25 protein-coding genes are annotated in these 25,236 nt (G+C 58.2%); 9 read left to right on the forward strand and 16 right to left on the reverse strand.

From position 1 onward, the window contains the following. Positions 1–2: 2 nt before the first annotated feature. From FHW04_RS14385 to FHW04_RS14400, 4 genes are all read right to left on the reverse strand, one after another. On the reverse strand, positions 3–1,529 hold the full coding sequence (locus FHW04_RS14385; protein ID WP_089562033.1) for an FAD-dependent oxidoreductase: 1,527 nt from the start codon (positions 1,527–1,529) through the stop codon (positions 3–5). Positions 1,530–1,733: 204 nt separating this feature from the next. Further along, the gene (locus tag FHW04_RS14390; RefSeq protein WP_031377832.1) at positions 1,734–2,036 is read right to left on the reverse strand and encodes a PsiF family protein; all 303 of its coding nucleotides are present in this window, start codon (positions 2,034–2,036) and stop codon (positions 1,734–1,736) included. A gap of 115 nt (positions 2,037–2,151) precedes the next feature. Continuing rightward, on the reverse strand, positions 2,152–2,403 hold the full coding sequence (gene iraP / locus FHW04_RS14395) for an anti-adapter protein IraP (RefSeq protein ID WP_069727918.1): 252 nt from the start codon (positions 2,401–2,403) through the stop codon (positions 2,152–2,154). Positions 2,404–2,609: 206 nt separating this feature from the next. Continuing rightward, positions 2,610–2,762, reverse strand: a complete 153-nt coding sequence (locus FHW04_RS14400; RefSeq protein WP_162836820.1) for a hypothetical protein — start codon at positions 2,760–2,762, stop codon at positions 2,610–2,612. A gap of 263 nt (positions 2,763–3,025) precedes the next feature. Between FHW04_RS14400 and FHW04_RS14405 the strand changes: the two genes are divergently transcribed. After that, positions 3,026–6,157, forward strand: coding sequence for a beta-galactosidase (locus FHW04_RS14405; protein WP_179420091.1), 3,132 nt, complete (start codon positions 3,026–3,028; stop codon positions 6,155–6,157). Here FHW04_RS14405 and FHW04_RS14410 read toward each other — a convergent pair. Further along, complete coding sequence (locus tag FHW04_RS14410; protein ID WP_072050998.1) at positions 6,039–7,313, reverse strand: multidrug efflux MFS transporter; 1,275 nt, start codon at positions 7,311–7,313, stop codon at positions 6,039–6,041. The two genes, FHW04_RS14405 and FHW04_RS14410, sit on opposite strands and share 119 nt — an antisense overlap. 422 nt (positions 7,314–7,735) lie before the next feature. Between FHW04_RS14410 and FHW04_RS14415 the strand changes: the two genes are divergently transcribed. Continuing rightward, complete coding sequence (locus FHW04_RS14415; RefSeq protein ID WP_031377837.1) at positions 7,736–7,987, forward strand: biofilm development regulator YmgB/AriR family protein; 252 nt, start codon at positions 7,736–7,738, stop codon at positions 7,985–7,987. A 4-nt stretch (positions 7,988–7,991) separates the two neighbouring features. On the opposite strand, the gene FHW04_RS14420 is transcribed toward FHW04_RS14415, so the two are convergent. The 3 genes from FHW04_RS14420 to FHW04_RS14430 form a co-directional block, all read right to left on the reverse strand. Next, positions 7,992–8,312: a hypothetical protein gene (locus tag FHW04_RS14420; protein ID WP_031377838.1), complete on the reverse strand. Its 321-nt coding sequence runs from the start codon at positions 8,310–8,312 to the stop codon at positions 7,992–7,994. Between the two features lie 162 nt (positions 8,313–8,474). Further along, complete coding sequence (locus FHW04_RS14425; protein ID WP_031377839.1) at positions 8,475–8,771, reverse strand: I78 family peptidase inhibitor; 297 nt, start codon at positions 8,769–8,771, stop codon at positions 8,475–8,477. Between the two features lie 278 nt (positions 8,772–9,049). Then, positions 9,050–11,653 (reverse strand): bifunctional diguanylate cyclase/phosphodiesterase, encoded by a 2,604-nt coding sequence (locus FHW04_RS14430; protein WP_089562354.1) that lies wholly within the window; start codon positions 11,651–11,653, stop codon positions 9,050–9,052. 218 nt (positions 11,654–11,871) lie between these two features. On the opposite strand from FHW04_RS14430, the gene FHW04_RS14435 reads away from it, so the two are divergent. From FHW04_RS14435 to FHW04_RS14445, 3 genes are all read left to right on the forward strand, one after another. Then, positions 11,872–12,522 (forward strand): CPBP family intramembrane glutamic endopeptidase, encoded by a 651-nt coding sequence (locus tag FHW04_RS14435; RefSeq protein WP_031377841.1) that lies wholly within the window; start codon positions 11,872–11,874, stop codon positions 12,520–12,522. A gap of 173 nt (positions 12,523–12,695) precedes the next feature. Next, entirely contained in the window at positions 12,696–12,866 is a 171-nt protein-coding gene (locus tag FHW04_RS14440; protein WP_089562355.1) for a hypothetical protein, read from the forward strand. 98 nt (positions 12,867–12,964) lie between these two features. Then, positions 12,965–13,195 (forward strand): hypothetical protein, encoded by a 231-nt coding sequence (locus FHW04_RS14445; protein ID WP_031377842.1) that lies wholly within the window; start codon positions 12,965–12,967, stop codon positions 13,193–13,195. A gap of 156 nt (positions 13,196–13,351) precedes the next feature. Here the strand turns inward: FHW04_RS14445 and yniD are convergent, their stop codons facing one another. The 6 genes from yniD to FHW04_RS14475 form a co-directional block, all read right to left on the reverse strand. Beyond that, positions 13,352–13,459 carry a small membrane protein YniD gene (gene yniD, locus FHW04_RS14450; protein ID WP_236566394.1) on the reverse strand — a complete coding sequence of 36 codons (108 nt, stop codon included), beginning with the start codon at positions 13,457–13,459 and terminating at the stop codon, positions 13,352–13,354. A 122-nt stretch (positions 13,460–13,581) separates the two neighbouring features. Continuing rightward, on the reverse strand, positions 13,582–14,010 hold the full coding sequence (locus FHW04_RS14455; protein WP_031377843.1) for an OsmC family protein: 429 nt from the start codon (positions 14,008–14,010) through the stop codon (positions 13,582–13,584). A gap of 57 nt (positions 14,011–14,067) precedes the next feature. Further along, positions 14,068–15,255 carry an FMN-dependent L-lactate dehydrogenase LldD gene (gene lldD / locus FHW04_RS14460; protein ID WP_089562356.1) on the reverse strand — a complete coding sequence of 396 codons (1,188 nt, stop codon included), beginning with the start codon at positions 15,253–15,255 and terminating at the stop codon, positions 14,068–14,070. Beyond that, positions 15,255–16,028, reverse strand: a complete 774-nt coding sequence (gene lldR, locus FHW04_RS14465; protein WP_031377844.1) for a transcriptional regulator LldR — start codon at positions 16,026–16,028, stop codon at positions 15,255–15,257. The genes lldD and lldR overlap by 1 nt, the downstream gene beginning before the upstream one ends. Further along, a complete protein-coding gene (lldP, locus tag FHW04_RS14470; protein ID WP_089562357.1) occupies positions 16,025–17,692 on the reverse strand; it encodes an L-lactate permease in 1,668 nt (555 codons plus the stop codon). Before lldP ends, lldR begins: the two co-directional genes overlap by 4 nt. A 217-nt stretch (positions 17,693–17,909) precedes the next feature. Then, positions 17,910–19,085, reverse strand: a complete 1,176-nt coding sequence (locus tag FHW04_RS14475; RefSeq protein WP_089562358.1) for a cyanate transporter — start codon at positions 19,083–19,085, stop codon at positions 17,910–17,912. A gap of 87 nt (positions 19,086–19,172) precedes the next feature. Between FHW04_RS14475 and FHW04_RS14480 the strand changes: the two genes are divergently transcribed. Then, positions 19,173–20,033 (forward strand): LysR family transcriptional regulator, encoded by an 861-nt coding sequence (locus FHW04_RS14480; RefSeq protein WP_089562359.1) that lies wholly within the window; start codon positions 19,173–19,175, stop codon positions 20,031–20,033. A 90-nt stretch (positions 20,034–20,123) separates the two neighbouring features. Beyond that, a complete protein-coding gene (locus tag FHW04_RS14485; protein ID WP_089562360.1) occupies positions 20,124–21,506 on the forward strand; it encodes an amidohydrolase family protein in 1,383 nt (460 codons plus the stop codon). Between the two features lie 54 nt (positions 21,507–21,560). Here the strand turns inward: FHW04_RS14485 and FHW04_RS14490 are convergent, their stop codons facing one another. Next, positions 21,561–21,779 (reverse strand): hypothetical protein, encoded by a 219-nt coding sequence (locus FHW04_RS14490; protein ID WP_031375001.1) that lies wholly within the window; start codon positions 21,777–21,779, stop codon positions 21,561–21,563. Positions 21,780–22,192: 413 nt separating this feature from the next. Between FHW04_RS14490 and dbpA the strand changes: the two genes are divergently transcribed. Continuing rightward, entirely contained in the window at positions 22,193–23,575 is a 1,383-nt protein-coding gene (gene dbpA, locus FHW04_RS14495) for an ATP-dependent RNA helicase DbpA (RefSeq protein WP_031375000.1), read from the forward strand. A gap of 39 nt (positions 23,576–23,614) precedes the next feature. Here dbpA and FHW04_RS14500 read toward each other — a convergent pair whose 3' ends face one another. After that, on the reverse strand, positions 23,615–24,007 hold the full coding sequence (locus tag FHW04_RS14500; RefSeq protein WP_031374999.1) for a YgiW/YdeI family stress tolerance OB fold protein: 393 nt from the start codon (positions 24,005–24,007) through the stop codon (positions 23,615–23,617). A gap of 167 nt (positions 24,008–24,174) precedes the next feature. Here FHW04_RS14500 and FHW04_RS14505 point away from each other — a divergent pair, with 167 nt between their 5' ends. Further along, on the forward strand, positions 24,175–25,137 hold the full coding sequence (locus FHW04_RS14505) for a chemotaxis protein (RefSeq protein WP_031374998.1): 963 nt from the start codon (positions 24,175–24,177) through the stop codon (positions 25,135–25,137). The last annotated feature ends 99 nt before the right edge of the window (positions 25,138–25,236 follow it).

The following is a 25,236-nucleotide window of genomic DNA, read 5'->3' on the forward strand; positions in this document are numbered from 1 at the left end:
GATTAGCTCTGCCGCGCCTGATAAAGCGCCACCGCCTGCGCCACCGTCATCGGCTGCTGCATACGTTCGATCAGTTCCGCAGTCAGGGTGTAGAGGCCGCATGAGCAGACCGCAGCCAGTTGCCCCTGCTGTCCATAAAACGCGATAAACGTTTTATCGGCCGGCGAGCCAAGCAGCTGGTACTCATCCCATTCAGCGGCATGGCCCAGATATTCATAGCGCGTGCCATATTGGGTGGTCCAGAAAAACGGCACACGATCGTAGTGCACCGCCTGATCCAGCATATTGCGGGCCACCGTCTGTCCCTGCTGGTGCGCCACGCGGTAGTGCTCAATGCGCAACGGTCCCTGCGCGGCTGGCCAGGTGGCGATATCACCGGCAACCCAGATGTTTTCTGCCACCCGCAGCTGAGCATCTGCCTGCAGGCTGCCATCCCCGGCGAGCGGTAAATCGTGGATAAACGGCGTCGCCGGTTTTACCCCGGTGGCAAACAGCACCACATCAGCCGCCAGTTGTTGTCCCCCTTTCAGCCGCACCGCGGTGACATGTTTGTCGCCCTGCAACGCCTCGATCTGGCCGTGAACCCATTTGACGCCATTTTCCTGATGTAGCTGCAAAAAATAGCGGCCAATCTGTTCACCGAACTGTTTCACAAACGGCAGCGGCTGGCGGGCAATCACCGTGACGTCAATGTTACGATTACGCAGCGCCGAGGCCATTTCGGTGCCGATGAAGCTGTTGCCGATGATCACAATTTGCTGGCTGGCATCCACCGCTTTCAGTAATGCGTCGGTCTGATCTTTACTGCGCAGCAGATGTACGCCGGCCAGATCGCTGCCTGGCAGGTCAGGAAGCACCGGCGTCGCCCCGCTGGCGATCAATAATTTGTCGAACGACAGTGACTCACCGTTATCGAAAATCAGCCGCTGCTGCTGGCTGTCGAGCCGGGTAACGGTGGCCGTGATGCGCTCAACGTGATCCATCACATCCTCTTTCAGCAGCTGTGGCACTTCGCTGATATCCATCTTGCCGGAGGGCACAAATTTGGTCAGCGCCGTACGGTCGTAAGGGGCATCCTGCTCGCGTTCGACCAGTACCAGCCGGCCCTTAAAGCCCTCATGACGCAGCCGCCACAGCGCGGCACTGCCGGCCGCCCCGCCGCCCAGCACCACGAAAACCGGCGCACTTGCCCCACTGCCAATCGGCGCAGCAGGCGACATCGCTTTAGGGTTCACCAGGACCTTGCCATTTTCGATCCGCAGCGGATACTGTTTCAGATCGGCCAGCGCCAGTGGTTCACACATTCTGCCATCCGCCAGATCAAACGCCGCTTTATGCCACGGGCAGACCAGCCGATCGCCGCAGATAGCGCCCTGCTCAAGCGGTGCGCCAGCATGGGGACATTTCGCCTGGTAAGCACGCACACTCTCTCCGTCCCGGATCAGCAATACCTCCACCTCACCCAGCTTCTTTTTAACCGGCTGACGCTGCGGCAACTCATTCAGGGCAACGGTAAATTGATAGTTCACGACATGGCTCCTTTTGCGTTCTGGTTATCGGATGCGCAGCAAAATATCCGCTGCTGCGCAAACCCCTACAAACAGTAAGTGTGGCAAAGGAATCACACGGCTCATGTCGGAATGTTAACGAGGCGGGTAGCGGGCTGTTTTATCAGGAAATTTAATCAGCGGAGGCGGGAAGGAAAAAGCGGCCACCCGGGTGGCCGGCAGGCGTCAGCTTTTTTTCAGGCACTGACTCATAAAGGTTTTACGGGCATCGCCCGCGAGCTGTTTATTTCCGGCTTCGCTGTTGCAGGTTTTCATTTTCATCTGCTGAGGCGACATGCCCGACAGCTTGCTGTCCTTCTTCAGACAGTCACTCATAAAGCTTTTACGGGCATCGCCTTTGAGGTTTTGTGAGCTGGCATGCTGATTACACATCGACATCTTCTCCTGCTGCGGCGTTTTATCCGCCGCGCTGGCTATACCGCTGACCAGCAGCCCTGCCATCATCATCGCCGTTAAACCGATTTTCATCGTATCTTCTCCATTGTGTGTTAGCCATTCTGATTCTGGCAGTGATTAAGCAAAGCGGGGGAATTTCAGGCGGAACTGCTGCCAGGATCGCAAATCAGGCCCGCGCCACGCACGGTCAGACACGCGGATGCCTGAGCAGCCTGTCGATGTAATTACGCAGCAGCACGGCGTTTTCATCACTGGCGTCGGCCGCATTGTCCATTGCCGTTTCAATGCTGGAGGTAATGGCCTGGTGCTGTTGCGGATCCAGCTTACGCACCAGCGCGGTGACCACGATTTCCAGCGCCTCAATCTGGGCGACCTGTTCTTTTGACGCCTCTTCTTTTTCAGCCAGTTTAACCAGTAGTTCAGCTATCAGGTTTTTCATGCTGTGATCTCAGCAGAGAAGAAAAGCAGAAATTAGCACTGGTGAAATAAAAAAAACAGAGGGCAATCCCTCTTTTGTCAGGCAGTTAACCTATGGCGCCTGGCGTGCGCCTGCACCGATGCGGGCTGTTGATGCTGGCGAAACGTTTTGCCAGCGAAAAGTGCCGCCGCGTAACGTTTCGCCCGCCTGAAACCGCCCGTTAAGCGTTAACGAGGATCGACAAAGCCGCGACCCGGCCCGCCGCCATGTCCGCCGCCATGTCCACCCCAACCGCCGCCGCCGCCCGGAGGAGGGAAAATACATCCGCTCAGCGCGGTAACCAATGCCACAACGGCAGTCAGCTTAATCAGTCGTACCATATCAACCTCAGGATAAAGAAATCGGGCTGAGTGTAGGGAGACGCCTGCAGGCCGACAAGTGAGAATCCTCCGTATCGGGCGGCTATTCATCTTTGCTGACCAGGCTTAACACTTTACAGCCAGTAAGACGCCACAATCTCAACATCTGTCGGCTAATCCGGCCCACGGCGATCCGCTTATTTTGTTCAAAACGTTAAGGCAGACGCTTTACAGTCTGAACATTTTTGCGCATTGTGAGCGCATTACAATTCAAGGAGCTCATCATGTCTCAGGCTGCTTTTCATGACATTATTTCCCGACGCGACTGGGAAAATCCGGTAATCACCGGGCTGCACCGACTGGATGCCCATCCGCCGTTCGCCAGCTGGCGCGACGAGACTGCCGCGCGCGACGATCGCCCCTCCTCCTCGTTAAAGATCCTCAACGGTCAGTGGAATTTTAGCTATTTCACGCAGCCTGAAGCGGTTCCTGCCAGCTGGCTGCTGCAGGATCTGCCCGATGCCGCCACTCTTCCGGTACCGGCAAACTGGCAGATGCACGGCTACGACGCGCCGGTCTATACCAACGTGCAATACCCGATTCCGGTCAATCCGCCTTATGTGCCGCAGCAAAACCCGACCGGTTGTTACTCGCTCACATTCACTAGCGACGCGCAGTGGCAGGCCAGCGGCCAGACCCGCATCATCTTCGACGGAGTCAACTCGGCCTTTCATCTTTGGTGTAACGGCCAGTGGATCGGCTACTCGCAGGATAGCCGTCTGCCGGCCGAATTCGATTTAACCGCCTGTCTGCGGCCCGGCAATAACCGGCTGGGGGTGATGGTGCTGCGCTGGAGCGATGGCAGCTATCTGGAAGATCAGGATATGTGGCGGATGAGCGGCATCTTCCGCGATGTCACCCTGCTGCATAAACCGACGGTCCAGCTGGCCGACGTTCAGCTTGAAACCCGGCTCAGTCCGGAATTTTCCAGTGCCGAGCTGCGGGCCGAGGTGAAGATAGCCTGGCCCGCCGCGGCCTGCGCCGATGTTAAGCTGCGCCTGACGCTGTGGCAGGGAGATCGGCAGATAGCGCAGTGCCAGCAGACGCCCGGCAGCGAGATTATTGACGAGCGCGGCCACTATCCGGAACGCGCCCTGCTGCGTCTGCGGGTGGAACAGCCCCAGTTGTGGAGCGCCGAAACGCCGCATCTTTATCGCGCCACGCTGGCGCTGCTGGATAAGAATCAGCAGGTCATCGAAGTGGAAGCCTATGACGTCGGCTTCCGTCAGGTCACGATTGATAATGGCCTGCTGTGCCTGAACGGCAAACCGTTGTTAATCCGCGGCACCAACCGTCATGAGCACCATCCTGAGCGCGGTCAGGTGATGGATGAGGAGACGATGCGCCGCGATATTACACTGATGAAACAGCACAATTTTAATGCCGTGCGCTGCTCGCACTACCCGAATCATCCGTTGTGGTACCGGCTGTGCGATCGCTACGGTTTGTATGTGGTGGATGAAGCCAATATTGAAACCCACGGCATGCAGCCGATGAACCGGCTTTCAGACGATCCGCGCTGGTTTGCTGCTTACAGCGAACGCGTAACCCGCATGGTGCAGCGCGATCGTAACCACTGCAGCATCATTATCTGGTCGCTGGGCAACGAGTCGGGGCACGGCAGCACTCATGATGCGCTCTATCGCTGGGTTAAAAGCGCCGACCCGACCCGCCCGGTCCAGTATGAAGGCGGCGGTGCCGACACCGCGGCCACCGACATTATTTGTCCGATGTACGCCCGGGTCGATCAGGATCAACCCTTCCCCGCCGTGCCGAAATGGTCGCTGAAGAAGTGGATTAGCCTGCCGGGTGAAACCCGTCCGCTGATCCTGTGTGAATACGCGCATGCGATGGGCAACAGCTTTGGCGGTTTCGCTAAATACTGGCAGGCCTTTCGTCAGTTTCCCCGCTTACAGGGCGGCTTTGTCTGGGACTGGGTCGATCAAAGCCTGACCCGCTATGACCAGCAGGGCCAGCCGTGGCAGGCTTACGGCGGCGATTTCGGCGATAAGCCTAACGACCGCCAGTTCTGTATGAACGGGCTGGTGTTTGCCGATCGCAGCCCGCACCCGGCACTGTTTGAAGCGCAGCGCGCTCAGCAGTTTTATCAGTTCGAGGCCGATGCGGCCGATCCGTTCAGCGTGACCGTCAGCAGTGAATACCTGTTCCGGCGTAGCGACAATGAAGTGCTGCGCTGGAGTATCGAGCAGGCGGGGGAACGGGTGGCTGAAGGTGAAGTGCGGCTGGACCTCGCTGCGCAGGGACGGCAACGCATTACGCTGCCGCCGCCCGCCGGGCTGCAGGGAGAATGCTGGCTCAATCTGGCGGTACATCAGGTTGAAGCCACCGAGTGGAGTCCCGCAGACTGGTGCGTTGCCTGGCATCAATGGCCGCTGCCGTCGACGCTGGTGCTGCCCTCGCCGCCGGCGTCGGGCAGTGCGCCGGTACTGCATGAGGAGGAGGGCGAAATTCACGTCACCCATCAGCAGCAGCGCTGGTGCTTTTCACGCCACAGCGGCGAACTGGCGCAGTGGTACGTTAATCAGCAACCCACGCTGCTCTCACCGTTGCGTGACTGCTTTATCCGGGCGCCGCTGGATAATGACATCGGCACCAGCGAAGCTGAACGGGTCGATCCCAATGCCTGGGCCGAGCGCTGGAAAGCCGCCGGTTATGACCAGATGACCCGCAGCCTGATATCCATCGAAGCCAGCAGCCTGCCGCAGACGGTACAAATCGACACGCTGCACGGCTGGTACGCCAATGACCAGCTGGCCTTTATCAGCCGCAAACGCTACCAGATCAGTGCCCAGGGCGAGATGCAGATAAACCTGTTCGTTGAGCAGTCACCCGGCCTGCCGCCGCCAGCGCGAATCGGTCTGCGCTGCCAGCTGGCCACCCTGCCGCAGCAGGTCAGCTGGCTCGGACTGGGGCCGCATGAAAACTATCCCGATCGCCAGTTAGCTGCCCGCTTCTCGCGCTGGCAACTGCCGTTGCAGCAGCTGACAACACCCTATGTTTTCCCGAGTGAAAACGGGTTGCGTGGAGGCACCCGCCAGCTCGACAGCGGCAGCTGGCAGGTCAGAGGCGATTTTGCCTTTTCGCTCAGCCGCTTCAGTCTGGAGCAATTACGCGACACCTCACATCGCCATCTGCTACAGCCCGAAGCGGGCTGCTGGCTGCATCTGGATCTGCATCATATGGGCGTGGGCGGCGATGATTCCTGGAGTCCGAGCGTCAGTCCTGAGTTTTTGCTGACTCAGCAGCGCTGGCAGGCGGAGCTGACGATTTGCCAGCCGACGCCGGCAGAGGGGTTTTCGGACGGCGATAGAAGCGCTTCAGAAACACCACGTTAATCAGCACCACCACGGCGGTGGCGAAGAAGACCCAACGGAAGCCCGCCACCGCCGACACCGCTGCACCGAGCAGCGGACCGGCAACGTTGCCCAGGTACATGAACGACTGGTTATAGCCAAAGATACGGCCGGTGATGTTGTCGCGTGAATGGCGCACCAGCAGCGTCTGCACCGCCGGCATCATGGCGCCATCGGCAAATCCCAGCAGAAAACGCAGTACCCCAAGCTGGGTGGCGCTGGTGACAAACGACATGGCGACAAACAGCAGCAGCGAGATCACCATAGTGGCCAGCAGAATCCGCTGGGTGCCGATGCGATCGCCTAACCGCCCCAGTCGGGGCGCGGCGAGCAGTGCTGACACGCCCGGTAACGCAGCGATAACGCCGCTGAGAAAGGCGATGTTCTCTGCGGCAGGTGCCAGTTCGCGCACAAACAGCGTCAGGATCGGGTTCACCGATCCGTTGCACATCTGAATCACCATGGTGGTGAAAAACAGACAGACCATCAGCTTCGGGTTATCCAGCGAACGGAACACCTCGCGCCCGCTGAGCTTATCTTTTTTGCTGACCGGGGTGTATCCGGTCTCTTTAATCAAAAACAAGGTGACCAGGAAGCTGACCATCAGCAGCACCGCGGTGACAATAAACACGGTGCGTAATCCGACCCAGTCTGCCAGCAGGCCGCCCAGCATCGGCCCGAGGATCACCCCGCCAATCTGACCGGTGGAGACGCAGCTCAGCGCCCAGCCGCTGCGTTCACGCGGCACCTGCGCCGCCACCAGCGCCATGGCATTAGGAATATAGCCGGAGGTCAGCCCCATCAGCGCGCGCAGCAGTAGCAGTTGCCACGCCTCGGTGACAAACGCCTGCAGCAGAATCACCACGCCCATGCCAAAAGCGGCACGCAGCAACATCAGTTTGCGCCCTTTTCGATCCGCCAGGCTGCCCCACAGCGGCGCGACCGCCGCCGAAATGACAAAGGTGATGCTGAAGGTCAGCCCAGACCACAGGCTGAGCGATTCGCCACCGCTAACGCCAAGCTGTTCAAGGTAGAGCGGCAGAAACGGAATGATCTGGCTGATCGCCAGGCCGGTAAAAAAGCAGCCAAACCAGACCGAAATCAGGTTAATTTTCCAGGGTTCAATTACGCGTGGCATCAGCAGAAGGTTTGCAGGAAAGAGAAGCTTAAGTTTACCGCGCCCCTGACTTTGTCGACTGACAAAACATGGCACAGACGGTAAAACGCTGTTTTCCGCTTTGATTCAGCATACGGCCTGGCACAAATTTTCCTTACGCCAACGTTTACAGCAGCTTCCGGTGTCAAAACCGGCCTGTAGCGCATCGGGCAATTATCACTATGAAAAAATATTTCAGCCTGTTACTGACAATTATCCCCCCCGGTTCTATGTTTAAAAAACCGCCAGTCTCGTGCGGTGCGTCGATCATTCTGACAGACGCAGTAGCCTCACAATGACGGTGCCCGCCGTCAGTAAGATGCGAGGTGAGCTGACTCAATGGAGAGAAACCCAGCCCTTATGCCACGGCGTAAGGGGCGTTGTTGTTTTAGCGGAGGTAGGGAATGAGAGTGCAACCTAACAGCGCCAGCCGAGCTATCACCGACTATTTCAATAGCCCGGACTGGCGGATACCGCCTGAGTCTGACCTGCTGGCGGTCATACTGCGTGAACTGATGGAGGCGGGACAGCCCGCCACCAATAAGACCATCGTCGCACGGGTGATCGACAAACTCGAGGTCGAAGGCGATGAGACGCGGCTACAGAATTACCGCACCCTGCTGGCGCAGCTGATGGAAACGCGGCCGGAAGAGTAGTCGCTTATTTCACCCAGCGCAGCTGATCGGCTTCGCTGACGCTGGCGCGTCCGCTGCTGCGCTGAAACAGACAAAGCTCCCGTCCACGCTTATTCCGCATCTGTGGCTGCGGATAGCGGCCTTCCAGCAGCAGCGCGCTGTAACCCACGCTATCGTCATAATCGATAATCTCGCCGAGGACTCTGACCTTGCTCAGGGTGCTGGCGTTGATACAGGCCTGCGTCATCACCTGACGGCTCTGCTGCCAGGCAGTGTCGGTTGAGGCGTACGCCAGTGACGAACTGAGAAGTAGGACGGGCAGGAACGCCCCGATGATCCGCTGCATTTGTGCTCCCTTATCGCACTGAAGGCGATAAAAAAATTCCCGCCGGAGCGGGAATAAACAAGACGAGCATTGTCTATGGAGAGTGACGAGGAAGTCTCTTAAACGCCGCTCTATCCTCGCCTGCCGTTATGACAATGCTATGACAAACCGCCTGATTCAGGGTTAACCGCAATAAACCTGGCTGATATTGCCGCTCTTGTCAGCCAGGAAGTTCAGCCGGCTGAGGTTGAAGTCCATGGTGACGGCGGAGTTATACGGGATAGCCCGCACCTTCTGGTCAAAATGCTGACCCTGCAGTGAGGTTAATGGTTTGCCGACATAATGCTGATACTGCGAGGCACCGCAGCGGTCCGCTTCCGGGTCCTGCGGCGCGGTGGTGGTGTCGGGTTTGCTGGCAGATTGACAGGCCGTTAATGTAAACAGACCCAGCACCAGCAGCGCTTTTCCATAATGTTTCACGTGTGATCTCCTGTTGGACGTGTAAAACCCTGCCCCAAGAGTAGCAAAGCGCGCCCGCTGAGCTGAACCCTAAAAAAGTAAAGTTATCCCCACTGACCGCCAATTCGCTGCGCTATCAGCGTCATTTTTTAAGATTAATCGCACTTGCTGCCTAAAAATACGACAGTCAGCGGCTAAAATACTTAAGAATATTCTGAGGTCCAGAGAGGTGAAATCATGGAACTTATCATTTTTATCGTCTGTGCCATGCTGATGACCGCCGTGGCCGTTAAAGTCCGCTAACTCTGCTCAGGCGGACTTTGCGTAGTTCTTTCCAGAAGCGTGCTGAATGCGGCCAGCGGCATCGGTCGACCGAGGAAGTAGCCTTGCCCCTCTTCGCACGATAGCAGCTTGAGCTGATTCAGTTGCGCTTCTGTCTCAATCCCCTCTGCGGTAATAGTCAACGCAAACGCGCGCGCCAGCGCAATAATCCCTGCCACTACCGACTGCGCCTGTTGTGACTCCGGAAAATCTTTCATCCATGAACGATCGATCTTCAGACCGTTGAACGGGAAAGTTTTCAGGTAGCCGAGCGCAGCATAGCCGGTGCCAAAATCGTCAACCGTCAGACGCACGCCCAGCGAGCGCAAACCCTGCATCACTTCCAGCGCGTGCTGGGGATGTTCAAAGGTGACATTTTCGGTAATTTCCAGCTCCAGCCGCGTCGCTGGCAGGCCGCTGCGCGCCAGCGTATTCGCCACCCGCTGAACCAGGTCGGTGGTGCGAAACTCCATCGGGGAAATATTAACCGACACATAACGATCGCCTCCCCAGGCCAGCGCATCTTCACAGGCGCGCATCAGTACCCAGTCGCTGATGGTAGCGATCAGCCCGCTCTCTTCCGCCAGCGGTATAAAGCGATCCGGCGTGATCCACTGATCAGGCGCGATCTGCCAGCGGATCAATGCTTCTGCGCCGGCCAGTTGTCCGCTCAGCAGCTGATAGCGCGGCTGATAGTGCAGCCGGAATTCGTTGTTCTTTAGCGCTTTCTCAATACGCTGCGCCATGTCGCGCTTACTGTTGCGCTGGTTCGCCATCTCGTTGGCGTACCAGACCCACTGATTACGTCCGGCTTCACGCGCTTCATTCAGCGCAATGTCGGACATCCGCAGTAGCGCTTCCGGGTGGCTGGCATCCTGTGGCGCACAGGCGATGCCGAGGCTGGCGGTGAGGTAGTGAACGTGCTGGCCAGTGGTGATCGGCTGCTGGACGTCGTGTACCAGTTGGGCGCAACGTTCATCGACCTTGTCACGGCTGCCTTCACGCAGCACCAGTACAAACTCATCGCCGCCCAGCCGCGCCGCCAGCTCATGCGGCCCGATAGCGCTTTTCAGGCGCTGGGCCATCTGATTCAGTACGCCATCGCCTGCCGCATGGCCCCAGGTTTCGTTGATCGGCCGGAATTGATCGAGATCGAGGCTGATAATCATCAGCGGATTGCTTTCGTCGGCCAGCTCAAGATGGTGCGTCAGGAACTCCTGCAAATGGACGCGGTTGGGCAAGCCGGTTAATACATCGTGACGCGACAGGAACTGAATACGCGCTTCGGCCTCCATTCCCTGGGTAATGTCTGACACCGTGCCGCGGAAACCGATGCAGCGCCGATCGTGCCAGACGGTTTTCGCCACCAGCTGACCAATCCGCCGGTCTCCGTGCGCCGACATAAACTGGCAGCGCAGCGGCATCTGTTGCGGCTCCTGCTCCTGGCGAAGTAGCCAGGTGACCAGTGAATGGCTGGGGTGAGTCAGCAAGTGATCGATATGACGCCCCAGCCACTGGGAGATTTCATGGCCGGTTACGGTGTGAAAACGCGCCGACAGGTAGATCAGGCGGCCCTCTTCATCGGTCTCCCAGATCCAGTCCGACGCGGCTTCAGCCAGATCGCGGAAACGGGCCTCGCTGTTTGCCAGCTCCTGCTGACTGATCGCCAGCATGGCAAAGCGTCGATCGGAGAGAATGGCGTTGTACAGCGCGTGACGGCTGACGCGGCGGGTGATCATCCCGATAATAATCGCCATCATCACCAGCAGCGGCAGCAGGAACCAGATCAGCCCCATGCCCGGCATTTTCGGCGTCCAGCGCAGCACCATCGGCGTACTGCCGGTAATCGGCTGCAGCATCCGCGGTTCGCGTTCGGCATCCAGCGCGCTGCTGGCCAGCCGCGGTCCGCGCACGTCCAGCGCCGCACCCAGCTCTTTCAGCTTGGCGGGGGTAAACAGATTCACGAACACCATGATCGACGGCGGCCCCGATTTCAGCGGCAGCGCAGCGACTTTGCCGCGGCTGATCGGCGCGGCGACCACAATGGCTGCCTGACGATTAATGATGGCGTTACGCACCAGAGCAGCGTTGTTGAGCTGACGCGCGGCTGCAATCATTTCGCGGCTCTGACTGCCAAGCCAGGCTTCCAGCGGCGTATCGGAGAGCTGGCCGTTAATCACCGCGTAGCTGGTGCGTCCGTGACCGTCGACGACGAACACGCCCTCGTAGTGATACTCCTCATACAGGCCCGGTCCAAAGTTCTCTTCGTCGTAGGCCCAGACTTTATTCACCGTCAGGTGCAGGTTACGCCAGGCCTCACCCCAGAAGGCATAGTCACGGATATCGGTGACCATCGCGTCCTGGCGACTTTTCCACGTTTGCTGCATCAGCAACTGGTCGTGCGCCATCGACTCGCTATTCTGTCGCTGAGCGATGGTCAGCACCATCAGCATCGACAGTATCAGCACACCGAACAGCAGCAGCGAAAGCGTGCGCAGGCTGCGCCGCGTAAAGCGGACAGTGCGATCTTCCGCTGCATGCGCAAAAGAGGGTGACGGCGGTGCCGGAGGGTCAAAAGTCATTAAAAGTACTCACTACACGACATAAAGTCCGTTTGGGATAACAGGCCCGCCCGGTGAAGCGCCGAGCTGACCCGATTTGTTTCCTCAGTTATCGGCCCGTGCCGTCGGGTGTTTAGTCTGCGGTTAAAATTTAGCGCTTAAATATTGTGTCATTGGCTGACTCGACAGCGATCAGGCGCATTGCTACTATGCGCTAACCTTCGCTGGCTGGGTCGCCTATGAATACCAATTCCGACAGAGTGACACTGACGCTGTTCTACGTCGGCAGCTTTGTGGTCTATTACCTTGTCACCATGCTGATCACGCTGTTCCCTAATTACGGCGTGCTGCGTAATGACGGTCTGCTGGTGCCGGTGCTCTGTTTGTTTGAATTTGCGGTGATCTATCCGCTCTATCGCTTTTACTGTCAGCGCCGCACCGATTTACCGCTGGGTGAACTGCGTACGCTGCAGACGCTGCTGTTTACCGGCGCGCTGTTTGTGCTGATGGCGGCGCAGATGCAGTTTATGCAGCCGGAAGGCTGGCTGGTGATGCAGGCGCAGCAGGGACGTAACTCGTTGCTGATCCTGCTGCTGACGGCGGTGCTGCTGGCACCGGTGTTTGAAGAGGTGCTGTTTCGCGGTTTTCTGTTGCAGGCTTTCCTGTTGTGGGCGCCCCGCAGCCGCTTCGCCTGTATGTTGCTCACCTCGCTGCTGTTCGCGGTGATGCATACCCAATACGTTCACTGGCAGACGATTATCGCACTGACGCTGTTTTCGCTGCTGCTGTGCTACGCGCGCTTACGCAGTAATAGCCTGGCGTTGCCGATTTTCCTCCACACCCTCAATAACCTGATCGCCCTGCTGCCTGCCTGGTATTTCGCGGGCTGAGGGTGCCCGGTTCTCTCGCCTGCAGTCCCGTATCGCTGTCGGCCTTCCGGTCTGCGGGTGGCTATAGCTCGGGCGGGTAATGCTGCCCCCGACGCGTTTGACTATACTGGATCAAAAAAAGGGATAAAAAGCACCACAGTCCGGACCACCAGACCGTGCAAAGGAGTCGATCTATGTTAATTGGATTTGTGTTATTAGTGAGCGCGTGCGGCTACGATGCCTGTGAGGCTTTACCGGTTTCGGAGCACATCTTTCCGACCAAAAGCGCCTGTGAAACCATGGCGAACCGTATTCATAAAGTCAGGCCCAATGTGGTCCTGCTGTGCGGTGAAGTGCATCGTTAAAACAGGGCCAACTACAATAAACCCGACTGTAACGTTGCAAGCTGACGCTTTAGCGTACAAAATATGAGCTGTTGTTGACTACTACCGTTGTGAATCCCATGAAAACATCACGTCCCCGTCGTCCAAACGGACGCTGGGTTTATTACATTTTGTATGATGGCATTCTGTGGCCCTGCCCGGTTCGCTGGGAATGGGAAAGCGGCTTCGGCGGCTGGTTGCCGTTTTACTATACGCCGACCTTTGAGTTTGTGGTCGGTGACCCACGCAAGGCGTATCGCATTGCGCGCAGCGACGTGCGTGCCCGGCGGCGGGAAGACGCGTACGTCTGATCGGCATTATTGTCACGGCGGCGTGAAAAGTTGACGTCCGGGCGACGCTATTGCCACGGCAGCCAGGAGGCGGTCAGCAGGAAGTGAATCGCTTCAAGTACCAGTATCACCATCAATAATATGCCCAGCTTATGGCGGCAGATCCTGTTCATCCGGTCAGGCCCAAATCATCGCAGCCCAGCGTATCAGCAGCAGCGCGCCACAGATGCAAAACAGAACCAGCACCATTTTCCAGTGCTTTTTTGCCGCCCGATACTTCGTCACATCGGTTTCCTCCCTGTCAGAAAGCGAAGATGCGCCACAAGGCGCATCTGATTCGGTCAGCTGCAGGACCGGTACTGCGTAGCATAACGCCCCGGCCGCAAAAAGGCGACCGGTGGACGGCATCAGTTATTCAGGGTGTAGTCCAGCGTGATTTCCGCATTCAGCACCTGAGAAACCGGGCAACCCGCTTTGGCTTTATTGATGATCTCATCGAAGGTCGATTCATCAATGCCTGGCAGCGAAATGGTGCTGGTCAGCGCTATTTTGGTAATGGCGAAGCCGTCACCTTTCTTATCCAGCGAGACGTCCGCAGTGGTGTCGATACTTTCTGGCGGATGACCCGCCTGGCCCAGCATCAGCGATAACGCCATGGAGAAACAGGCTGCATGCGCCGCACCAATCAGCTCTTCCGGGTTGGTGCCCTTCTCGCCTTCAAAGCGGGTGTTGAAACCATAAGGTTGCTGGCTCAGCACGCCACTTTCGGTGCTGACGGTGCCTTTGCCCTTGATATCGCCTTCCCAGTGCGCCGAACCTTTCTTATGAATGGTCATGTTATTCCTCCTGTTGGTAAAGAAGCTAAGTATAGACAACGTCTGCGTTTTCGCCGGTTAACTTACTGCGCGCGGCCGTGGCGGGGTGCTCTGCGGGTTCAGCACCGCCTCGGCCTGCACCAGTGATTCACGGGTGATCTCGCTGATTGACTTCGCCCCGGTCAGGGTCATCGCAACCCGCATCTCTTTCTCGATCAGATTGAGCAGGTTCTCGACGCCACGCTGGCCGTGGGTCGCCAGCGCATAGATAAAGGCCCGTCCCAGCAGGACGCTGTCTGCGCCGAGCGCAATCATCCGCACCACATCCAGACCGTTGCGGATACCGCTATCGGCCAGAATGGTGATATCGCCTTTCACCGCATCAGCAATAGCCGGCAGCGCACGCGCGGACGACAGCACGCCATCCAGCTGCCGTCCGCCATGGTTGGAGACCACGATACCGTCAGCGCCAAAACGCACCGCATCACGCGCATCCTCCGGATCGAGGATCCCTTTGATCACCATCGGGCCATCCCAGAATTCACGGATCCACTCCAGGTCTTTCCAGCTGATCGAAGGATCAAAGTTGTTCGCCAGCCAGCCGATGTAATCTTCCAGCCCGGTCGGTTTACCCAGATAGGTTGAAATATTGCCCAGATCGTGTGGCCGTCCCTGCAATCCGACATCCAGCGCCCACTGCGGATGGGTGACCGCCTGCCAGTAGCGGCGCAGCGGCGCATGGTTACCGCTCATGCCGGAGTGCGCGTCACGGTAACGCGCCCCTGGCGTCGGCATATCGACGGTAAACACCAGCGTCGAGCAGCCGGCGGCTTTGGCGCGCTCCAGCGCATTGCGCATAAACCCCCGGTCGCGCAGCACGTAGAGCTGGAACCACATCGGGCGATTAATCTGCGGTGCGACCTCTTCAATCGGGCAGACGGAAACCGTCGACAGAGTAAACGGAATCCCTTTCAGCGCCGCCGCCCGCGCCGCCTGCACTTCACCACGACGGGCATACATGCCACACAGGCCGACCGGTGCCAGCGCCACCGGCATTGACAGCGTCTCATTGAATAATTTCGTTTCCAGGCTCAGCTCTGACATGTTCTTCAGAATGCGCTGGCGCAGCGCCACGTCAGAGAGATCCTCCACATTACGGCGCAGGGTGTGCTCGGCATACGCCCCGCCATCGAGATAGTGGAACAGGAAAGGTGGCAGGATGCGTTGCGCGGCGGCGCGATAGTCACTGGCAGCAGAGATAATCATCAATCAGATTCCTTACGGTTACGTGATTCAGTGTCCGGTAAGCGGGTGATGCGCGCCTGGCGCGCTTCATCCTCATGCAGATTTTTCATCGTGGTGTGAACAAACCCGAGATGCTGCATCGCCGCCTGGCGTGCGCCCTCGGCATCCCCGGCGAGAATGGCGTCCAGCAGCGCCTGATGTTGCTCCGTCAGCCGGGCGAATATCGCCGGCTGGGTATACATCCGCTGGCGGCTTTGCATCACCGAGGATTGCAGCAGTTCGAAGAAACCGCGCATGGTTTGCAGCAGCACCAGATTGTGAGAGGCCTCGGCAATCGCCAGGTGAAAGCGCACGTCAGCCTGAGCGGCAAGGTCAGGATCGTCACTCTCTTTCAGCTTCAGCGTAGCGTCGAAGGCGTACTGCAGCCGCTCGCGATCCGCCTCGGTGGCACGCAGCGCTGCGTGCCAGGCGGTGCTGGCTTCAATCGCATGTCGTGCCTCGAGAATGTCGTAGCGATAGTCAGGATCGTCGCGTAACAACTGGCGAATCGGTTCAACGATGCGCTGTTCCGACCAGGGTTCCAGCTGTTGCCGGACCCAGGTGCCGCCGCCGCGACGGCTGACCAGCATGCCGCCGCTGATCAGCTGCTGTAACGCTTCACGCAGCGACGAGCGCGACACCCCGAGTTCGGCCGAGAGCTGCCGCTCAGCAGGCAGCCGCATGCCCGGTGTCAGTTGATGTTCAGTGATATACGCCCGGAGGCGCGTCACCAGCGGATCGGAAACGGTATTCATGGAATCATCCAGGGGAAGACATATGCCTGCAGCGTGGTAATCACGCCGACCATACAGGTAAAAATCAGGCTGTGTTTAACGGTAAAGCGGAACAGGTCAGACTCTTTGCCAACCAGTCCGACCGCCGCACAGGCGATGGCGATCGACTGCGGCGAGATCATCTTGCCGGTGACGCCGCCGGTGGTGTTGGCCGCCACCAGCAGCACGTCCGATACGCCAATCTGCTGCGCGGTAGTGGCCTGCAGCGCGGCGAACAGGGCGTTCGACGAGGTATCCGAGCCGGTCAGGAACACCCCGAGCCAGCCGAGGAACGGCGAGAAAAAGGTAAAGGCGTGGCCGGTGTGCGCCAGCGCTAACGCCAGGGTGGCTGACAGGCCGGAGTAGTTAGAGATAAAGGCGAAGGCCAGCACCATGCCAATCGAGTAGATCGGCAGCGCCAGCTCTTTCAGCGTTTCACCAAAAGTTTGCAGCGCAGCCCTGGGTTTCATCTTCAGGTAGAGTACCGCGACGATCGCCGCAATCAGGATCGCGGTGCCGGTGGCGGAAAAGAGATCGAACTTAAAGATAGCCGGATAAGGCGTGGCGCTGCCTACGACCGGCGGCATACGCGCTACCCCTTCGTTGAGCAGCGGCACCGGTACGTTCAGCACCCAGTCAGCCAGCGCGCCGCCTTTGGCGAACAGCGCTTTAAACGGCGGGATGCTCCACAATGTGACGGTCGCAGTCAGAAACAGGAACGGCATCCAGGCGCGTACCACCTGCCCGAGCCGGTATTTTTGCTGTACCACCGGCTGAACGGCGGGCTGCTCGCCTGGCGCTGCGCCGCCATTCTCAAAGCGGAAAATACGCACCGGCTTCCAGACGCGCAGAAACAGCGTCAGCGAAATCAGCGAGGCCAGAGACGAGATGATATCCGGCAGTTCCGGCCCGAGAAAGTTGGAGCTAAGGAACTGGGCGATAGCAAACGATCCGCCGGCCACCAGCACCGCCGGCCAGGTCTCTTTGACGCCGCGCCAGCCATCCATGATCGCCATAATCCAGAACAGCACGATCAGCGTCAGCAGCGGTAACTGCCGCCCGGCCATCTGCCCGATGGCGAAGCTGTCGAGTCCGGTCACCTGCCCCGCCACAATAATCGGAATGCCCATCGCGCCAAAGGCGACCGGCGCGGTATTCACGATCAGGCACAGCCCGGCAGCATACAGCGGATTAAAACCCAGCCCGACCAGCAGCGCGGCGGTGATCGCCACTGGCGCGCCAAAGCCGGCGGCCCCTTCAAGGAAGGCACCAAACGAGAAGCCGACAATCAGCATCTGCAGGCGCTGATCGGGCGTAATCGACAGGATTGAGGCGCGGATAATATCGAACTGACCGGTTTTAACCGAAATTTTGTAGACGAAGACCGCCGCGACAATGATCCAGGCGATTGGCCACAGGCCATAGAGAAAGCCATAAACCACCGACGCCAGTGCCTGCGCCACCGGCATCTGATAGAGAAACAGTGCCACCAGCAGCGCCAGTCCCACAGTGATGCTGGCCGCCAGATAACCTTTCAGCCTGAGCTTGATCAGCGCAAAAAAGAAAAACAGAATCGGAATCAGCGCCACCAGGCTTGAAAGCCAGATATTGCCCAACGGATCGTAATTTTGTTGCCACAGCTGCATGCCGCTATCTCCAGAGGAAGAGGAAACGTGGTACGCGTACAGCCGCCTGCCGCGCACCATCAGCCCGATGCGATATTTGGTCTGACCAAAAATCACATCCTCGGGCTTTATGGCAACAGATAGTTAATGCATTGTTAATGCAAGGCAACAAAAGCGGCGTAAATTTTCCCGATGTGTGAACCACAGAAAAATTTTTCCGCAATTGGTAGGACCAAAATCAATGATGCTGCTCGGGAAAGGCCTGCGGATAGCTGCGCGGATGAAACCGCAGGTTAAGCACGATCAGCACCAGCGTGACTGTCGCCTGTAGCAGCCAGACGCTGGTGAAATGATCGGTCAGCGTACGCAGCTGTCCGGCGATAAACGGCATGCTGCCAGCGATTATAAAACCGATACCCTGCATAAACGCCACCAGCCGCGCACCTGCCTGCGGTTGTGCCAGATGATCCAGCGCCAGAACCAGCGCCAGCGGGAACGCGCCGCCGAGCCCGACACCCGCGATCCCGGCCCAGAGCCACGGTGCCGCCTGCGGTGCCAGCAGAAAACCGAGCATGCCGCAAAGCTGCAGCGTCAGGGTCAACAGCAGCAGCGGCCGGCGATCGTTACCGCGTGCCAGCAGCGGCAGCAGCAGCGCACCTGTCACCTGACAACCAATCATCATGCCCAGCAGCGAGCCACCGGCCTGGGCGCTCCAGCCCAGCTGATGATAGAAATCGGGCAGCCAGGCAACGCAGATCGCATAACCGCCGTTTACCAGCCCGAAACTTAACGCCAGCGTCCAGGCGCGGGTTTTGCGCCACAAGGCGGGCAGCGCGACCGCCGCCGCTTTTGCTGGCGCAGCGGTCGGAATAAACAGCCACAGCCACAGCAACAGCGCCAGCACCACCGGCAGCGTCCAGCTGCTCAGCGCGCCCTGCCAGCCGACATGCGCATTCAGCCACGGCGTCAGCGCCGCGCCAATTCCACCGCCGCCCATCAGCGCGCCGGCCCACAGGCCAGTCACCGGCGCACTGCGACGGCTAAAGCGCTGACGAATCAGCCCTGGCATCGCCATCTGCACCACGCCAATTCCCGCGCCGCCCGGTATCGTGCTCAGCACCAGCCAGCGACCATCGCTGATAAATAGCCGGCTCACCAGCGCCAGCAGCAGCAGAAACAGGCCGCCCAGCAGGAGCTTACGCACCGAAAAGCGCTGCATCAGCCGGGCGCTGGTCAGGGCGATCATCCCCATCATCATCATCGGCACGGCGGGCAGCAGCGACGCCGCCAGCGGCGACAGCCCAATACTCTGTCGTAACTGTTCGAGCAGCGGACTGACCGAAGTCATCAGGGGCCGCATATTCAGCCCGGCCAGCACCAGCGCCGCCAGCAGCAGCTTATTTTCTCTGTTCATCACACATCCGCAGCGTTAAAAGTTGTCAGCCTGACAGCAGACGGTACTATTTGGAAATAAAATATTACTCTGCCAGGTAGTGGGAAAATGAATCGTCAGCCGATGTTTACGCCGCAGCAACTGCTTAGCTTTGTGGCGGTGTGTGAAACTGCCAGCTTTACCCGCGCCGCTGATCGGGTGCATCTGTCGCAATCAACCGTCAGTCAGCAGGTACGGCGGCTGGAAGAGATGGTCGGTAAAGATTTGCTGGTGCGCTCGTCACATCAGGTTCAGATCACCGAAGAGGGCGAAAAATTGCTGGGCTATGCCCGCCGGATTATCGCCCTGAACGGTGAGGCGCACGACGTGCTGAGCGATCAATGGCGCGATGGCGTGCTGCGTCTTGGCGTACCGGAAGATTTCGCCGCACCGACGGCGGGCCTGCTGGCCGATTTCAGTCGCGATCATCCCCAGCTGCGACTGGATGTGATGAGCGGTATGCAGGTCGAGCTGCGCCGGGCCTGGCAACGTGAAGAACTCGATATCATGCTGATCAAGCAGACCTATGGCGAGCGTCCGCTGGCGTCGCGTCCGGAACCGCTGCTGTGGCTCGACAGCGCGGCGTCACCCTGTTTTGAACAGACGCCAGTGCCGCTGGTACTGTTTCCGCAGCTGGGATTGTACCGCGATGAGGTCTGCCAGACGCTTGATGCGCTGGGGCGCAGTTGGCGTATCAGCTACAGCAGCGCCAGTCTGGTGGCGCTTGCTGCCGCCAGTGCCGAAGGGCTGGGCCTGACCTTGCTGCCCGCCAGTTGCCGCCTGCCGCAACATCGGGTGCTCGGCAGCGAACAGGGACTACCGGTGATCGATAGCTTCGAGCTGGCGCTGTTCTGTCGTCAGCCACAGGAACCGTTGCAGCGTGAGCTGGCTGAAGCGCTGGTGGCATTTGGTCAGTTACGCTGGCAGTGAAATTTCCACTAGCCAGCAGTGGAAAATAACGCAGCAAAGCGGCCGGCCATTTGTCAGATTAACCGCTTACCCACATTGCAGGAGCCTCTGATGCCCACTTCCCCTTCGCCAGGCCGCCGTGACTTTCTCAGCCAGAGCGTGCGCTGGACCGCGGCAGGCGGTCTGCTGGCCGCCGGCTTTAGCCAGGCCAGCGTGACAGCCAGTGGCCCATCAACAGCCACGAAGCAGTCGACCGCCCTGCCGCATCAGGATCGCTATCTGCTGCGCAACGTGCGGCTGGAAGAGGGATTTGAACGCGAGGGCGACGAGATTATTGCCACCCGCACCGCGCTTTACGACATCAGCGTGCGTGACGGCAAAATTGATCGGCTGCAACCGGCAGGCCAGGGCGACGCTTCGCTGCCGGCGTGGGATGCGCATGGCGCGCTGCTGCTGCCCGCCACTCAGGATATGCATATCCACCTTGATAAGACCTTTTATGGTGGCCCATGGCAGGCACCACGTCCGCGTCAGGGCAAAACGATTATGGATATGATCGCCCGGGAGCAGGTGCTGATCCCACAGCTGCTGCCGCATTCTCAGGCGCGAGCCGAAGGATTGATTGCGCTGCTGAACGCCAAAGGCACCACCCGCGCCCGTAGCCATTGCAATATCGATCCGGTCAGCGGCCTGCAAAGCCTTGATCACCTGCAGGCAGCGCTGGCCAATCATCCCGCGTTTTCCTGTGAAATCGTAGCCTTTCCGCAGCACGGCCTGCTGCATTCTCAGGTTGATGGCCTGATGCGCGAAGCAATGCAGCGCGGCGTCCAGTACGTTGGCGGACTCGATCCCACTAACGTTGATGGCGCGATGGAAAAATCGCTGGATACGATGTTCCGGATTGCGCTCGATTATCAGCGTGGCGTCGATATTCATCTGCACGAAACTTCAGCGGCAGGCGTGGCGGCGATTCAGTACATGATCGATACCGTGGCCCGTAACCCTGCCCTGAAGGGCAAAGTGACCCTGAGCCACGGCTTTGCGCTGGCAACACTGGAAGGCAGCGCGCTGGCAAGGATGATTGAAGGGCTGGCTGAGCAGCAGTTCAGCGTCGCCTCGACTCTGCCGATCGGCAAACTCACCATGCCGATTCCGCAGTTACAGGCGGCCGGCATTAACGTAATGACCGGCACCGATAGCGTTATCGATCACTGGTCGCCGTTTGGCACCGGCAGCATGCTGGAAAAAGCCAATTTGTATGCGCAGCTCTATCGGGGATCGGATGAGTTTTCGCTGTCACGGGCGCTGGCGATTGCTACCGGTAATCAGCTGCCGCTGTCGGCAACAGGCGAGCGTCAGTGGCCGAAATCGGGCGATGAAGCCAGTATGATGCTGGTGGCGGCAAGTTGTTCTGCAGAAGCGGTGGCCCGTATTTCACCGGTGGTGGCGACTTTTTCACGCGGTAAAGCGGTATTTGCACTGGCCTCCGCCTGAAATAACAGAGCCTCCGGTTCGGAGGCTCTGCATTTACCTGAATGGACCCGCCTGTCAGGCGGTTTTAGCCCATTTATCATTCGACATCAGTTCCATTGCCAGCGCATATAAGCGACGATCTTCCTGATCACAGGGCTCATCTTCCGCATAACAGCCGATCATCGAAGCGATCTTATCGGCTGATAAGCTCTCTCCATGAACGTGCAGTGTCAGTACGGCGCGGCCTACTATTTTAAGCACATTCTCATGTGGTCCCTGGATGCTATTACTCAATGAAAATACCCTCTACCGGTCGTTGTACCAGGAATATGGCGCGCTAAATATAAAGCAATTAGCGCCAGATTTTTATCGGCATTAAGGGTGATATTTTTTAATGATTAATTCTTTTACTGGAGTTATTTTTAAGGAGTTATCTGATTAACAATGAAATAAATTTTTAAAAACGGCAGGTTATAAACTAATGACTGGCCTTGCTGGATAAACGCAACGGTAGTATTTTCTTTGACCATCGCCAAAGGATTAAAAAAAAACACCAATTCCGGTGTCACTTCGGTTAATTCTTATCCGATCTTCACCAGATTGTTTCATACTGCTTACCTCAAGGTTCCCGTTGCCGTCAGGCCGGCTTTCTGCCAGACTTGCGCGCGCAATAATGCCCTCCACTTTCAGCCTCAGAGGCCGCGCCCGTGACCGCTTTTTCTACCCTCAATACGCTTCCCGATAGCCAGCTCGATAACCTGCGCGAGATGGGCTATACCAGCATGACGCCAGTTCAGGCCGCCACGCTGCCCGCCATTCTGCAGGGTCGTGACGTGCGCGCGCAGGCAAAAACCGGCAGCGGGAAAACCGCCGCTTTTGGTATTGGCTTACTGCAACATATCGACAGTGCCCGGTTCCAGACCCAGGCGCTGATTCTCTGCCCGACTCGTGAACTGGCGGATCAGGTCGGCAACGTGCTGCGTCAGCTGGCACGCTTCACCCGCAACATTAAAGTTCTGACCTTGTGTGGCGGACAGCCGATGAGCGCCCAGCGTGATTCGCTGGTGCATCCACCGCATATCGTGGTCGGTACCCCGGGCCGTATTCTGGATCACATCAAACGCGAAAACCTGAAGCTGGAAAACCTGCGTACGCTGGTGCTGGATGAAGCTGACCGGATGCTGGAAATGGGCTTCCGCGACGATATGGAAACCATTATTGAGGCCACGCCCGCTTCACGTCAGACGCTGCTGTTCTCCGCCACCTGGCCAGAAGGCATCGCTGCCATCAGCAGTCGCTTCCAGCGCGATGCGCTGAGCGTAGTGACGGAAGAAGTCAGCGAACTGCCGTCGATTGAGCAGCAGTTCATCGAAGCCAGCCACGGTGAAAAGCTGTCGCTGCTGATAGCGCTGCTGAGCGAACGCCAGCCTGCGTCATGCGTGGTGTTCTGTAATACCCGTCGTGAATGCGATGAGATTGCTGCGGCGCTTAACGCGCGTGATATCAGTGCGCTGCCGCTGCATGGCGATCTTGAACAGCGCGATCGTGAACGGGTGCTGATCCGCTTCGCCAACGGCAGTGGCCGGGTGCTGGTCGCCACCGACGTGGCGGCCCGTGGACTCGACATCAAATCGCTGGCGATGGTGGTGAACTATCAGCTGGCCTGGGACCCGGAAGTGCATCTGCACCGCATTGGCCGCACCGCCCGCGCTGGTGAGCACGGCGTTGCGGTCAGCCTGGTTGCGGCTGATGAGATGGCTCGCGCCCATGCGCTGGAAGATTTTCTGCAGCAGAAGCTGCCGTGGATTTCCGCCAGCACGCTGAAAAAAGGCAGCAGCAAACCGTTGCCTGCCGCAATGATGACCTTGTGTATTGATGGTGGCCGCAAAGCCAAGATCCGTCCAGGCGATATTCTCGGCGCACTGACCGGTGAAGCAGGTTATCGCGCTGACCAGATTGGCAAGATTGTGCTGACGCCGACTCACGCTTACGTCGCGATTGATGCCGCGCAGGCGAAAGGTGCCCTGGTAAAACTGAAGCAGGGAAAAATCAAAGGCAAAGCCTGCCGGGCGATTCTGCTGAAGGATTAAAACAGGACGGGCGAGGCTGACAACGCCTCGCCCTGGTTATTACGGCTCGTCAATCTGAGTGACATGCAGCGTGGTTTGCTGCCCTTTGCCATGTACCTTGCCGCTGACGCGCACTTTGTCCTCAGCCGAATAGGTTTTACCATCAAAGGTTTTCTTCGGCGCAATGATCGGTAATGTGCCGGTGTTATCGCGGAACTGATAGGTATCGCCCTGCTCTTTCTTCACGATATAGCCTTCAAGCGTCACGTATCCGCCCTGACGGAAGTCGCGAATCTGATCGATGTGAGTCTGCCCGGTATCTTCCGATCCCTTATAGCCTGCATCCTCCTTGTGCTGCGGCGGCGGCGCTTCACCGCCCTTGTAGCCACCCTCATCGGCATACACGCCAGCACTCATTACCACCAACAGCGACGCTAAAATTACTTTTTTCATTTCACACTCCTGTATTGGAAAGGTGTCCATGTCGAACCTTCACCGTTAAGCCTGGCACAATAATTGGCGTCTGTTTTATTTCCCCCTTCTGTTCTCACCTTTTTCCATTTGCTGCCGATAACCTGTTCACACCCTATTTCACCAGCTGCGTTAAGGCAGAGGCAACGATGGATAATTTTCAAAAAGAGATTGATGAGAGAGCGAATCTCGCGTTATCGAACAAATTCGAACTGCTGCTGTTTCGCTTAGGTTCCGATCAGCTGAAAGGCAAGTCAGAACTGTTTGGCATTAACGTGTTCAAGCTGCGTGAAATCGTGCCGATGCCAACCATCACCAAAGCCGCGGGCATGCGCTCACCGCTGCTGGGTATGGCAAGCATTCGTGGCCAGTTCATCCCGGTGATTGATCTGCCGGCGGTGGCAGGCTGTGTGCCAGAAACCGGCCTGAATCTGCTGCTGGTGACCGAATATGCGCGCAACACCCAGGCGTTCGCCGTGGAGTCGGTTGAAAACATTGTGCGTCTCGACTGGAGCCAGGTGCATACCGCTGAAGCCGGGATTGGTGGCCGCAACATTACCAGCATCGCCTGTCTGGACAGTGATAAGCAGAGCAACGATCTGGCGATGGTGCTGGACGTTGAGCAAATTCTGTATGACATCATTCCTTCGGTGCGCGGTGTGGAACCTGAAGCCACCAAAGCGCGTGAATTCAACTATCGTCCCGGCGCCGTCGCCATTGTGGCGGAAGACTCGAAAGTGGCGCGCCAGCTGCTGGAGCAGGGTCTGAAGAGCATGGGAATTCCGTCGCTGATGTTTAACACCGGCCTGGAAGCGTGGGAAAAACTCAAGCTGATGAGCCAGGATGCGCAGGCGGCGGGCGAGTCAATTCACGACAAAATTGCCTTTGTGCTGACCGACCTGGAAATGCCGGAGATGGATGGTTTTACCCTGACCCGCAACATCAAGCGTGACGAAATTCTGAAACGGCTGCCGGTGGTAATCCACTCTTCACTGTCAGGCAGCGCCAATGAAGATCACGTCCGCAAAGTGGGTGCCGACGGTTATGTCGCTAAGTTCGAGTTAAACGAACTCTCCGACGTAATTTTTAACGTTCTCGAAGCAGCCCGCTAAGCGAATGCAGACCGACGCGCTGCCGTTCGGTCTGCCGCTCTGGCCTGTTTCGCACTGCGTCTTTACTACTTAGCCAGGAATTTTACCCATGCACAGCGA

The organism is Pantoea sp. AN62 (assembly GCF_050432985.1).
GTDB classification, from domain to species: domain Bacteria; phylum Pseudomonadota; class Gammaproteobacteria; order Enterobacterales; family Enterobacteriaceae; genus Pantoea; species Pantoea brenneri.